Origin of the sequence: Streptomyces marianii, from assembly GCF_005795905.1 — a bacterium.
GTDB lineage: Bacteria > Actinomycetota > Actinomycetes > Streptomycetales > Streptomycetaceae > Streptomyces > Streptomyces marianii.
On sequence record NZ_VAWE01000001.1, the window covers coordinates 6962355 to 6975106 of the forward strand.

Consider the following 12752-nt stretch of genomic DNA (forward strand, 5'->3'; position numbering starts at 1 on the left):
TCCGTCTTTGTGATCTAGGGGTTTCAATCACCACCCACCCAGGTAGGGTCAGGAAGCGTCCAGCTCCCCTTGGAGGAGGTGAGGACCGTGGCAGCCCACGACGACGACAACAACCGCGGCTTCCGGCCGGGGCGGGGGTCTGAAGACCCCGCCGGCCAGGTCGCCTATCTCGAGCAGGAAATCGCCGTCCTGCGCCGCAAGCTCGCCGACTCTCCGCGTCATACGAGGATTCTCGAGGAGCGGATCGTCGAGCTGCAGACGAACCTGGCCGGCGTGTCCGCGCAGAACGAACGACTGGCGAACACGCTCCGTGAGGCCCGAGACCAGATCGTGGCCCTCAAGGAAGAGGTCGACCGGCTCGCGCAGCCGCCGGCCGGCTTCGGTGTCTTCCTGCAGGCCAACGAGGACGGCACCGCCGACATCTTCACCGGCGGCCGGAAGCTCCGGGTCAACGTCAGCCCCGGCGTCGAAGCCGAAGAGCTCCGGCGCGGCCAGGAGGTCATGCTCAACGAGGCGCTCAACGTGGTCGAGGCCATGGAGTTCGAGCGCACCGGGGACATCGTCACCCTCAAGGAGATCCTCGAGGACGGCGAGCGGGCCCTGGTGATCGGGCACACCGACGAGGAACGGGTGGTGCGGCTCGCCGAGCCACTGCTGGCCGTCACCATCCGCCCCGGCGACGCCCTGCTGCTCGAGCCCAGGTCCGGGTACGTGTACGAGGTCGTGCCCAAGAGCGAGGTCGAGGAGCTGGTCCTCGAAGAGGTCCCGGACGTCGACTACGACAAGATCGGCGGCCTCGGCGGTCAGATCGAGATGATCCGGGACGCCGTCGAGCTCCCGTACCTCCACCCCGACCTCTTCAAGGAGCACGAACTGCGGCCGCCGAAGGGCATCCTGCTCTACGGCCCGCCCGGATGCGGCAAGACGCTGATCGCGAAGGCCGTCGCCAACTCCCTTGCCAAGAAGGTCGCCGAGGTGACCGGCCAGCCCGCGGGGAAGAGCTACTTCCTCAACATCAAGGGCCCCGAGCTCCTCAACAAGTACGTCGGCGAGACCGAGCGGCACATCCGCCTGGTCTTCCAGCGCGCCCGTGAGAAGGCCGGTGAGGGCACGCCCGTCATCGTCTTCTTCGACGAGATGGAGTCCCTCTTCCGCACCCGCGGCTCCGGTGTCAGCTCGGACGTCGAGAACACGATCGTTCCCCAGCTGCTCGCCGAGATCGACGGTGTGGAGGGCCTGGAGAACGTGATCGTGATCGGCGCCTCCAACCGCGAGGACATGATCGACCCCGCGATCCTGCGGCCCGGCCGGCTCGACGTCAAGATCAAGATCGAGCGCCCGGACGCGGAGGCGGCGAAGGACATCTTCGCGAAGTACCTCACGCCGTCGCTGCCGCTGCACGCGGACGACCTCTCCGAGCACACCGGTTCCAAGGAAGCGGCCGTCCAGGGCATGATCCAGTCGGTCGTGGAGCAGATGTACGCGGAATCCGAGGAGAACCGCTTCCTCGAGGTCACCTACGCCAACGGGGACAAGGAAGTCCTTTACTTCAAGGACTTCAATTCCGGCGCCATGATCCAGAACATCGTGGACCGGGCGAAGAAGATGGCCATCAAGGCCTTCCTCGATCACAACCAGAAGGGTCTCCGCGTCGCGCACCTGCTCCAGGCCTGCGTCGACGAATTCAAGGAGAACGAGGACCTGCCGAACACCACAAACCCGGACGACTGGGCCCGGATCTCCGGAAAGAAGGGCGAGCGGATCGTGTTCATCCGCACCCTCGTCACCGGAAAGCAGGGCGCGGACACCGGACGCTCCATCGACACGGTGGCGAACACCGGTCAGTACCTGTAGATCGCAGCCCGGCTGCGGATGTCCTGGGGCTCCCCTTGGAAAACGGGGGAGGGCATCCGCAGCCGGCTGCTTTCCGAAGGGTTCCGGACGGGTAATCGCACCACACAGGGCAATGACCGAATTGATCTCCCCACCAGCGCAGAGGCGTTCTAGGCTCGTCCGTACCGCCGCGTCGCGCCGTGCGGGGACGGGCACCGCACACGCAACGGAGAACGAGCGGTACTTGAGCGCCGCTCCCGGACGGGAGCGCCGCCGGGCAAGGAGGGCCGCATGACCGTACGGCGAGTAATGGGCATCGAGACGGAGTACGGGATCTCCGTCCCCGGCCACCCGAACGCCAATGCCATGCTCACCTCGTCCCAGATCGTCAACGCCTATGCGGCGGCGATGCACCGGGCGCGCCGCGCCCGCTGGGACTTCGAGGAGGAGAATCCCCTGCGCGACGCCCGGGGCTTCGACCTGGCCCGTGAGGCGGCCGACTCCAGCCAGCTCACCGACGAGGACATCGGCCTGGCCAACGTGATCCTCACCAACGGCGCCCGGCTCTACGTGGACCACGCCCATCCCGAGTACAGCGCCCCCGAGGTCACCAACCCCCGCGACGCCGTGCTCTGGGACAAGGCCGGCGAGCGGATCATGGCGGAGGCGGCCGAGCGCGCCGCCCAGCTGCCCGGCGCCCAGCCCATCCACCTGTACAAGAACAACACCGACAACAAGGGCGCGTCCTACGGCACGCACGAGAACTACCTGATGAAGCGGGAGACCGCCTTCTCGGACATCGTGCGGCACCTGACGCCGTTCTTCGTGTCCCGCCAGGTGGTGACCGGAGCCGGCCGGGTCGGGATCGGCCAGGACGGTCACGAGCACGGCTTCCAGATCAGCCAGCGGGCCGACTACTTCGAGGTGGAGGTGGGCCTGGAGACCACCCTGAAGCGGCCCATCATCAACACCCGGGACGAGCCGCACGCCGACGCGGAGAAGTACCGCCGGCTCCATGTGATCATCGGCGACGCGAACCTGTCCGAGATCTCGACCTACCTCAAGCTCGGTACGACCGCGCTGGTGCTGTCGATGATCGAGGACGGTTTCATCAACGTCGACCTGGCCGTCGACCAGCCCGTGCGCACGCTGCACCAGGTCTCCCACGACCCGACGCTGCGGCGGCTGGTCACGCTGCGCAGCGGCCGGACACTCACCGCGGTCCAGCTGCAGATGGAGTACTTCGAACTGGCGCGCAAGTACGTCGAGGACCGCTTCGGCGTGGACGCGGACGAGCAGACCAAGGACGTCCTGGTGCGCTGGGAGGACACGCTCAACCGGCTCGAGAACGACCCGATGAGCCTGTCCGGGGAGCTGGACTGGGTCGCCAAGCGGGAGATCCTGGAGGGCTACCGCAGGCGCGACGACCTCGACTGGGACGCGGCCCGGCTGCACCTGGTGGACCTGCAGTACGCGGACGTACGCCCCGAGAAGGGGCTCTACAACCGTCTGGCGGCCCGCGGCAAGATGAAGCGGCTCCTGGACGAGCCCGACGTCGAGCGGGCCGAGAGCAAGCCCCCTGAGGACACCAGGGCGTACTTCCGCGGCCGCTGCCTGGAGCAGTACGCGGACGACGTGGCCGCCGCCTCCTGGGACTCGGTGATCTTCGATCTGCCGGGTCGGGACTCCCTGCAGCGCGTACCGACGCTGGAACCGTTGCGTGGTACACGTAACCATGTCAAGGAGCTCCTTGACCGGTGCCGGACGGCGGAAGACCTGGTCCGTGTCCTCTCCGGGGGCTGAAACGGCCCGCGTCCGGGAATCATGGAGGTGGGCCCCGGACGTTGAGGAAAGTGCGGGGCCGATGTCGGACCCTCCTTGTAGGGTCTGATCTTGAGTCCGAACCAAGCGGGCGAACCGAGCGGGGTGAGGGATATGGCGACCAAGGACACCGGCGGCGGGCAGCAGCGGGCCACGCGCTCCACCGAGGAGGTCGAGGAGCAGGCGCAGGACGCGCAGGCCTCCGAGGATCTCAAGGAGCGCCAGGAGAAGCTGTCCGACGACGTCGACTCCGTGCTCGACGAGATCGACGACGTCTTGGAAGAAAATGCAGAGGACTTCGTTCGGAGTTTTGTGCAAAAGGGCGGTCAGTAGGTAAATGTCCAAAGTGGACATTGAGGAAAAATGCTCAACCCGCCAGAAGGTACTTCCGGCCAGCGCATTCGCGTCGAACAAGTCGCGGCCCGACGGGCTGCAGACCACTCGCCGCGAATGCGCTGCCGAGTACCACCGACGCCGTCAGAGGGCTCAGGGTAAGACGGTCCGAATCAAGGTCGATGTCCCTGCTGGGTACAAGGAGTGCCGGACCTGCGGCGAGGTGAAGCCCCACAGCGAATGGCATCGCCACGCGACCGCATCCGATGGCCTCTCGACGCGCTGCAAAGCGTGCAGGGCCATCCAGGGCCGTCAGGGGCATCTGAAGCGTCAGTACGGCATCACCGAGGCCGAGCGCAACGACATGGTCTCGTTGCAGATGGGTGTCTGCGTGATCTCCCTGTCCGCTCCTGCAGCGCATGTGGATCACTGTCATGAGACGGGTAGGGTCCGTGGCGTACTGTGCTTCAACTGCAATTCGGCCATCGGCAAGTTGGGAGACGATCCCGACACCGTCCGGCGGGCTGCCGCCTACTTGGAAGGAACCTCGTGGAAGCCAACCCTCGTAGCACCGGGCGTCTACCGGCTGCCTTCCTGACGCCTGGCTCCTCGTCCTTCATGGACTTCCTCGGCGAGCACTCTCCCGAGCTGCTCCCGGGCAAGCGTGTCCTGCCTCCGGTGCAGGGCGTGATCCAGGCACCCCACGGCACGACGATCGTCGCCGCGTCCTTCCCCGGCGGCGTGGTGCTCGCCGGTGACCGGCGGGCCACCATGGGCAACATGATCGCCCAGCGTGACATCGAGAAGGTCTTCCCGGCCGACGAGTACTCCGCCGTCGGCATCGCCGGCACCGCAGGCCTGGCGGTGGAGATGGTCAAGCTGTTCCAGCTCGAGCTGGAGCACTTCGAGAAGGTGGAGGGGGCCCAGCTCTCCCTCGAGGGCAAGGCGAACCGTCTGTCCACGATGATCCGCAGCAATCTCGGCATGGCCATGCAGGGCCTCGCGGTGGTCCCGCTCTTCGCAGGCTGGGATGTCGACCGGGAGAAGGGCCGGATCTTCTCGTACGACGTCACCGGCGGCCGTTCCGAGGAGCACGGCTACGCCGCGACGGGTTCCGGGTCGATCTTCGCCCGCGGGTCGATGAAGAAGCTCTTCCGCGAGGACCTGGCCGAGGAGCAGGCGCTCACGCTGGTCATCCAGGCGCTCTACGACGCGGCCGACGAGGACTCCGCCACGGGCGGGCCCGACGTGGGCCGCCGTATCTACCCGATCGTCACCGTCATCACCGACGAGGGTTTCCGCAAGCTGACCGAGGCCGAGACCTCCGAGATCGCCCACGCGGTCCTGGAGCGCCGGAGGGAGCAGCCCGACGGCCCGAGGGCCGCGCTGCTCTGATGTTCCCCAGGACACCGCTGGGCGGTGCCTCCTCGCCACTGACAGAAAGGGACGGATAGCCGGTGTCGACGCCGTTCTATGTCTCACCACAGCAGGCGATGGCCGACCGGGCGGAATACGCCCGCAAGGGCATCGCGCGCGGCCGCAGCCTGGTCGTGATGCAATACGCCGACGGCATCGTCTTCGTCGGCGAGAACCCGTCCCGCGCGCTGCACAAGTTCAGCGAGATCTACGACCGGATCGGCTTTGCCGCGGCCGGCAAGTACAACGAGTACGAGAACCTGCGCATCGGCGGCGTCCGCTACGCCGACCTGCGCGGCTACACCTACGACCGCGACGACGTGACGGCCCGCGGCCTCGCGAACGTCTACGCGCAGACGCTGGGCACGATCTTCTCCAGCGCCGGCGAGAAGCCGTACGAGGTCGAACTGGTCGTCGCCGAGGTGGGCACGTCGCCGGAGGGCGACCAGATCTACCGGCTGCCGCACGACGGCTCGATCGTGGACGAGCACGGCTCGGTCGCGGTCGGCGGCAACGCCGAGCAGATCAGCTCGTTCCTCGACCAGCGGCACCGTGACGGGATGTCCCTCGCGGAGGCGCTGAAGCTCGCGGTGCAGGCCTTGTCCCGCGACACCAACGGCGGCGAACGGGAGATCCCCGCGGAGCGCCTGGAGGTCGCGGTCCTGGACCGCACCCGTCCTCAGCAGCGCAAGTTCAAGCGGATCGTGGGCCGCCAGCTCTCCCGCCTGCTGGGAGCCGACGACGCCGCCGCAGCTCCGACGGAGGCCCCGTCGGACGAGGAGGCCCCGGAGGACGAGGCGTAGTCCGCGGCTCCGTCCGTTCTCTTCTCCGCGCCCCGCCCGAGACCCACGGGCGGGGCGCGGGCGTGTGCGGGCGGGGACACGGCACGGCCAGCGGCCGCTGACGCGTCTCCGCGGCCCCTGTGCGCGAGTCCCACCTCCGGGCAGGGGTGCGGGCGCGCCCTCAGGCCGCCGGTGCGGGGCCCGTGGAGCCCCGGGGGACGAGGGTGACCGGGAGGGCAGCGGACGCCGGGGGGCGGGACGAGAGGACGTCGAGGAGCGCGGTCATGCCGGCCTGGCCGATCCGTTCGGCCGGGAGGCGGACTGTGGTCAGCTCCGGCTCCACCGCCGTCGCCAGGGCCAGATCGTCGAAACCGGTCACCGAGACGTCCTCCGGTACCCGCAGCCCCAGGCGGCGGACCGCCTTGCAGGCGCCGGCCGCGAGGATGTCGTCGTCGCAGACCAGGGCGGTGGGCCGCGGTCCCGGACCGGTCAGCGTCCGCCCCGCCGCCGCCAGCGCACCGGACACGTCGAGCGGCGACGGGACCGTCCGAATCTCCGCCTCCGGCACCGTCCGCAGGGCCGCCTCCAGGGCCCGGGCCCGTACCTCGAAGGTCCAGGACGGCACCGCGGAGGCGAGATGGACGAAACGACGGTGCCCGAGGCCGAGCAGATGGTCCGTCACCTGGCGCATGCCGTCCGCGACGTCCAGGTTCACGTGGGCCGCGGACCCCTGGTCCGAAGGGTCGCTGTCCAGCATCACCAGCGGCAGGTCGGATCCGCGGATCGCGTCCAGCGCCCCGACCGCCATCGAGGAGGCGATCACTCCGTCCAGGGCGGCACGCGCGGACGCGAAGGGGTCCCGGGCGGGTCCCACGCCCTCGGGGGAGGGGTACAGCACCACACCGAAGCCGTGCTCGGCGGCCACCGCGGCGGCGCCCCCGTACACGCGTGCGAAGAACTCGTTGGTCAGGGCGGGCACCACCAGCAGCGCCGTCCGCGTCCGGCCGAGTCGCAGATTGCGCGCGGCGAGATTCGGCCGGTAGCCGAGGTCGGACGCCGCGTCGCGCACCAGCCCGGCGGTGCGCTCGGAGACCCGGCCGCGCCACTTCCCGCCCAGCACCAGCGACACCGTGGCCTGGGACACCCCGGCCGCGCGCGCCACGTCCCTGCTGGTCGGCCGCGCTCCGCCGGCGGCGGGCTCCCGGGTCTGCACACTCGCCTCCGCGCTCGGTCCCCTGCGCCGCGGGAGTGGACTCGCGGCATCTGACATGATACGTATGACGCATCAAGTTATACGTAAAACTTCCCTGGTTCGGACGAGAGCCGGCCGGGGCGGGAGCAAAGAGGCGGAAGCGATGGGCGCCGGAGCATCCGGGTACATGGACATCCTCAAGGCCCCCCACGCGGCACGCCTGCTCGCAGGCACGCTCGTGGGCCGGCTGCCGAACGGAGTCGCGCACATAGCGATCGTGCTCTTCACCCGGGCCGAGGGCGGGAGCTACACCCTCGCCGGTGCCCTCGCGGCCGTCTACGGACTGACCACCGCCGCAGGCCAGCCGCTCCTAGGCCGCATGGTCGACCTGCACGGGCAGCCCCGTGTCCAGCTCCCCGCCGCCGTCCTGTCCGGTCTCGGCATGGCCGCGCTCGCCGTGGCGGGCATCGGCTCGCTCCCCGTGGCCTACGCCGCCGTCGCCGTCGCCGGGTTCTTCACCCCGCCGCTCGAAGGCGGGCTCCGCGCCCTCTGGCCGGACGTCCTCGGCCACCGGGAGGACCGGGTGCACCGTGCCTACGCCATGGACGCGATAGCCCAGGAAGTCATGTTCACGGTCGGTCCGCTGCTGGTCACCCTGCTGGTCTGGCTGATGTCGCCGGCCGCCTCGCTGCTGGTCGTCAACGCACTGGGCGTGCTCGGCGCACTCTCCGTGGTGGTCTCCGGGCCCTCCCGAGCCTGGCGCTCCGCGCCCCGCGAGGCCCACTGGCTCGGCGCTCTGCGCTCACCGGGGCTGCTCGCCCTGCTCGGCTCCTTCTTCTTCGTCGGCCTGGCCCTCGGTTCGATCACGGTCGCCGCGTTCGCCTACGCCGACGACCGCGGTGGTGACGCGGTGTACGGCTGGTTCATGGCGGCCCTCGGTCTCGGCGCCCTGGTCGGCGGCGTCGCCTACGGCGCGCGCGACTGGGCGGGCGCGCCCGAGCGGCGGCTGCGGGTCGTCATCGGGCTGCTGGCGCTGGGCTACATGCCGCTGATGCTCACCCCGGGCGTTCCAGCGATGACCGCGCTCGGCGTCGTCTCGGGGTTGTTCCTCGCACCCGCGATCGCCTGCGCCTTCATCGTCGTCGACCGGCACGCGCCCCGCGGGACCGTCACCGAGGCGTTCTCCTGGCTGGTGACCACCTTCGGCGTCGGTGCGGCCGTCGGCACGGCGGCCGCCGGCCCGGCCGTGGAATTCGGCGGGACCACCGCGGGTTTCGCCGTCGCCGGCTGCGGCGGGATCACCGCACTGGTCGTTCTGCTGGCCACCGGACGGTTCCTCGCAGCTCCCGGCCGCGGCGCGGTCGCGGCGTCCGCGGACGAAAATGATCGAAGCGGTGCCGTCGAACCCGGTTTCAGCTCAGGCCATCGGGCGTAATGTTCCCTCATGGACCGCCGCATTTTCGGGCTGGAGAACGAGTACGGCGTCACGTGCACGTTCAGGGGACAGCGCCGACTGTCACCTGACGAAGTGGCGCGCTACCTCTTCCGCCGAGTCGTGTCATGGGGCCGCAGCAGCAACGTCTTCCTGCGCAACGGGGCCCGCCTCTACCTCGACGTGGGTTCGCATCCGGAATACGCAACTCCCGAATGCGACAACGTGACCGAACTCGTCACCCACGACAAGGCCGGGGAGCGCATCCTCGAAGGCCTGCTCGTCGACGCCGAACGCCGCCTGCACGAGGAGGGAATCGCGGGCGACGTCTATCTCTTCAAGAACAACACCGATTCGGCCGGAAACTCCTACGGATGCCACGAGAACTACCTCGTGGCACGGCACGGAGAGTTCTCCCGGCTCGCGGACATCCTGATTCCGTTCCTCGTCACCCGCCAGCTGCTCTGCGGGGCGGGAAAGGTCCTCCAGACCCCGCGCGGCGCGGTGTACTGCGTCAGCCAGCGCGCCGAGCACATCTGGGAGGGCGTCAGCTCCGCGACCACCCGCTCCCGGCCCATCATCAACACCCGGGACGAGCCGCACGCGGACGCCGAGCGCTACCGCCGCCTGCACGTCATCGTCGGCGACTCCAACATGTCGGAGACGACGATGCTGCTCAAGGTCGGCGCCACCGACCTGGTACTGCGCATGATCGAGGCGGGCACGGTCATGCGCGACCTGACGCTCGAGAACCCGATCCGCGCCATCCGCGAGGTGAGCCACGACATCACCGGCCGCCGCAAGGTGCGTCTGGCCAGCGGCCGCGAGGCCTCCGCCCTGGAGGTCCAGCGCGAGTACTACGAGAAGGCCGTGGACTTCGTGGACCGCCGGGGCATCCGCACCGGCACGGTGGCGCAGGTCCTGGAGCTCTGGGGCCGCACCCTCGACGCCATCGAGCAGGAGGACCTCGACAGGATCGGCACCGAGATCGACTGGGTGATGAAGTACAAGCTCATCGAGCGGTACCGGGCCAAGCACAACATGACGATGTCCCACCCGAGGGTCGCTCAGATAGACCTCGCCTACCACGACATCCACCGCAGGCGCGGGCTCTACTACCTCCTGGAGAAGAAGGGCCAGGCCACCCGGATCTGCAACGACCTCAAGATCTTCGAGGGCAAGTCCGTGCCCCCGCAGACCACGAGAGCGCGGCTGCGCGGCGACTTCATCCGCCGGGCCCAGGAGCAGCGGCGCGACTTCACCGTCGACTGGGTGCACCTCAAGCTCAACGATCAGGCGCAGCGCACCGTGTTGTGCAAGGACCCGTTCCGTTCCGTCGACGACCGGGTGGAGAAGCTGATCGCCGGTATGTAGCGGCCGGTCCCGCCCCGCCGCAGGCGGCGGTGCGGGTCGGGAACGTCACCCGGGCCCCGTACGTTTCGCGTACGGGGCCCGCGGCACGGCCTAGAGTGTCGACCGACCGATGTGCCGTCTGAGATCTGAGGAACACGTGCGCCGACTTGCCGGCCTGCTCGTCGTGCCCCTGCTGCTGCTCTCCACAGCGGCCTGCGGCGACGACAAGGGCTCCACTTCCGCCCAGCCGTCGAACGGGCTGCCCGCCATCACCGCGGGTGCCGAGTTCGGCGAGAAGCCCACGCTCGCCAAGGGCGAGGGCGAGCCGCCCAAGGACCTCAAGGTCGAGGTCCTCAGCGAGGGCAAGGGCCAGGTCCTCAAGAAGGGCGACCAGGCCCAGGTCGACTACCTCGGCCAGGTGTGGGACGGCGACAAGCCGTTCGACAACAGCTTCGACCGGGGCGAGCCCTACGCCGTGACGATCGGTGGCGGCGGTGTCATCGAGGGCTGGCAGAAGGCCCTCGACGGCAAGAAGGTCGGCAGCCGTCTCGAGGTGTCCATCCCGCCGTCGCTCGCCTACGGCAGCAGCGGTCAGGGCGACATCCCGCCGAACGCCACGCTGGTGTTCGTCATGGACATCGTCAAGGGCACGACACTCCCCGTGTCCGCCAAGGGCACCGAGGTCGCCCAGGACAACATCGACCTGCCCAAGGTCGGGACGAACACCGACGGCAAGGCGCCCTCGATCACCGTGCCGAAGAAGCCCGCCCCGACCAAGCTGGTCTCCAACTACGTCATCGAGGGCAGCGGTCCCGCGGTCAAGGCCGACGACACGGTGGCCGTCCAGTACAAGGGCGTCCTGTGGAAGGACGGCAAGGAGTTCGACAGCAGCTACTCCAAGGGTGCTCCCGTCACCTTCCCGCTCTCCGGCGTGATCCCGGGCTGGTCGAAGGGCCTGGAGGGCAAGAAGGTCGGCAGCCGGGTGCTGCTCGTGGCGCCGCCGGACATGGCCTACGGCGACCAGGCCCAGGGCCCCATCCCGGCGAAGTCCACGCTGGTCTTCTCCGTCGACATCCTGGCGGTTCTGTAAGACTGTCAGCGTTGACTCGCACAGAGAACGCAAGGAGCAACACGTGAGCATCGAGAAGCCCGAGATCGACTTCCCGGGCGGCGAGCCGCCGGCCGACCTTGAGATCAAGGACATCTGGGAGGGCGACGGGCCCCAGGCCAAGGCGGGCGACACCGTCTCCGTCCACTACGTGGGCGTGGCCTTCTCCACGGGCGAGGAGTTCGACGCTTCCTGGAACCGCGGCACCCCGCTGCAGTTCCAGCTCGGCGTCGGCCAGGTCATCCAGGGCTGGGACAAGGGAGTGCAGGGCATGAAGGTCGGCGGCCGCCGCCAGCTGACCATCCCGGCACACCTCGCCTACGGCGACCGCGGTGCCGGTGGCGGCCGTATCGCTCCGGGCGAGACGTTGATCTTCGTCTGCGACCTGGTCGCGATCTGATCGCAAGCGGTCCGGTGGGGCCCATGCCCGTACGGGCATGGGCCCCGCGCTTTTGCGGCGACGCTCCGTAGCGGTAGGTTCGACGATCAGAAGAACGGTGAGGAAGGGCGGAAGGGCGTCGATGGCCATTGCCAAGGCCGAGCGGCTGATGAACCTGGCGCTGTGTCTGCTCGGGACACGGCGGCCGCTCAGCAAGCGGGAGCTGCGCGGCTCCATCGAGGCCTACCTGGAAGCCGCCTCCGACGACGCCTTCAACCGGATGTTCGAGCGCGACAAGGACGACCTCCGCGAACTCGGGCTCGTCATCGCCACGGTGGACAACCTCGACGGCGAAACCGGCTATCTCGCCCGCCGCGACTCCAACCGGCTGCCCCCCATCACCCTCGACGCCGAGGAGGCGGCGGCGCTGGGCCTGGCCGCCAAGGTCTGGCAGCAGGCACGGCTCGCCGGAGCGGCCAGCGGAGCCCTGCAGAAACTGCGCGCCGCCGGAATGCCGGAGGCGGAGGACCTGTACGAGGCCCAGCACGGCGCCCTCGAGCCGCGCATCCCCGTCCACGAGGCGGCTTTCGAGCCCTTGATGCTCGCCTGCCGGGACCGGCGCCCCGCCGTCTTCGACTACCGCAAGTCCAACGCCGTGCGTCCCGAGACCCGCCATGTCGAGCCCTGGACGCTGGAGTGCTGGCGCGGGCACTGGTACCTCGCGGGCTGGGACCGCGACCGCGGTGCCGAGCGCGTCTTCCGCCTCTCCCGCATCACCGGGAAGGTCCGCTCCCGCGCCGGCTCCTTCACCGCGCCCGTGCCCGACGTGGTCACGGTGCGCGAGACGGTCGAGAGCTGGGCCGGCGAGACCGCCACCAGGTCCGCGCGGATCAGGCTGCGGGCGGACGCGGGTTACCCGCTGCGAGCACGCGCCTCGTCCGTCCGGGAACTCGGCGACGGCTGGGACGAGTTGGAGATTCCGTACGGGCACGGTCTGGACGCCTGGCTGGTGGAGTTCGGACCGGACGTCGTCGTGCTCGAGCCCGCGGATCTGCGGGCCGATGTGGTGGACCGGCTGCGCGCCGTGGCCAAGGGCTGAGGGA

12 protein-coding genes are annotated in these 12752 nt (G+C 69.3%); 11 read left to right on the forward strand and 1 reads right to left on the reverse strand.

Annotated features, from left to right (window positions below; genetic code table 11):
* The first annotated feature begins 87 nt into the window (after window positions 1-87).
* The 6 genes from arc (at window position 88) to prcA (ending at window position 6206) form a co-directional block, all read left to right on the forward strand.
* On the forward strand, window positions 88-1854 hold the full coding sequence (gene arc / locus FEF34_RS31540) for a proteasome ATPase (protein WP_138056200.1): 1767 nt from the start codon (window positions 88-90) through the stop codon (window positions 1852-1854).
* A gap of 270 nt (window positions 1855-2124) precedes the next feature.
* A complete protein-coding gene (gene dop, locus FEF34_RS31545; RefSeq protein WP_407698318.1) occupies window positions 2125-3636 on the forward strand; it encodes a depupylase/deamidase Dop in 1512 nt (503 codons plus the stop codon).
* 132 nt (window positions 3637-3768) lie between these two features.
* The gene (locus FEF34_RS31550) at window positions 3769-3987 is read left to right on the forward strand and encodes a ubiquitin-like protein Pup (RefSeq protein WP_138056201.1); all 219 of its coding nucleotides are present in this window, start codon (window positions 3769-3771) and stop codon (window positions 3985-3987) included.
* Between the two features lie 4 nt (window positions 3988-3991).
* Entirely contained in the window at window positions 3992-4585 is a 594-nt protein-coding gene (locus FEF34_RS31555) for an endonuclease VII domain-containing protein (protein ID WP_138056202.1), read from the forward strand.
* Window positions 4537-5382: a proteasome subunit beta gene (gene prcB, locus FEF34_RS31560; protein WP_138056203.1), complete on the forward strand. Its 846-nt coding sequence runs from the start codon at window positions 4537-4539 to the stop codon at window positions 5380-5382. The genes FEF34_RS31555 and prcB overlap by 49 nt, the downstream gene beginning before the upstream one ends.
* Before the next feature lie 62 nt (window positions 5383-5444).
* Window positions 5445-6206: a proteasome subunit alpha gene (gene prcA, locus FEF34_RS31565; protein WP_138056204.1), complete on the forward strand. Its 762-nt coding sequence runs from the start codon at window positions 5445-5447 to the stop codon at window positions 6204-6206.
* A gap of 160 nt (window positions 6207-6366) precedes the next feature.
* Here prcA and FEF34_RS31570 read toward each other — a convergent pair whose 3' ends face one another.
* Window positions 6367-7398 carry a LacI family DNA-binding transcriptional regulator gene (locus FEF34_RS31570; protein WP_138056205.1) on the reverse strand — a complete coding sequence of 344 codons (1032 nt, stop codon included), beginning with the start codon at window positions 7396-7398 and terminating at the stop codon, window positions 6367-6369.
* Between the two features lie 142 nt (window positions 7399-7540).
* Between FEF34_RS31570 and FEF34_RS31575 the strand changes: the two genes are divergently transcribed.
* The 5 genes from FEF34_RS31575 (at window position 7541) to FEF34_RS31595 (ending at window position 12748) form a co-directional block, all read left to right on the forward strand.
* Window positions 7541-8812, forward strand: coding sequence for an MFS transporter (locus tag FEF34_RS31575; protein ID WP_138056206.1), 1272 nt, complete (start codon window positions 7541-7543; stop codon window positions 8810-8812).
* A 9-nt stretch (window positions 8813-8821) separates the two neighbouring features.
* Window positions 8822-10183 (forward strand): Pup--protein ligase, encoded by a 1362-nt coding sequence (gene pafA, locus FEF34_RS31580; protein ID WP_138056207.1) that lies wholly within the window; start codon window positions 8822-8824, stop codon window positions 10181-10183.
* A 136-nt stretch (window positions 10184-10319) separates the two neighbouring features.
* Window positions 10320-11252 carry an FKBP-type peptidyl-prolyl cis-trans isomerase gene (locus FEF34_RS31585; RefSeq protein ID WP_138056208.1) on the forward strand — a complete coding sequence of 311 codons (933 nt, stop codon included), beginning with the start codon at window positions 10320-10322 and terminating at the stop codon, window positions 11250-11252.
* A gap of 43 nt (window positions 11253-11295) precedes the next feature.
* The gene (locus FEF34_RS31590) at window positions 11296-11670 is read left to right on the forward strand and encodes an FKBP-type peptidyl-prolyl cis-trans isomerase (RefSeq protein ID WP_138056209.1); all 375 of its coding nucleotides are present in this window, start codon (window positions 11296-11298) and stop codon (window positions 11668-11670) included.
* A gap of 121 nt (window positions 11671-11791) precedes the next feature.
* The gene (locus FEF34_RS31595) at window positions 11792-12748 is read left to right on the forward strand and encodes a helix-turn-helix transcriptional regulator (protein WP_138056210.1); all 957 of its coding nucleotides are present in this window, start codon (window positions 11792-11794) and stop codon (window positions 12746-12748) included.
* Window positions 12749-12752: the final 4 nt, after the last annotated feature.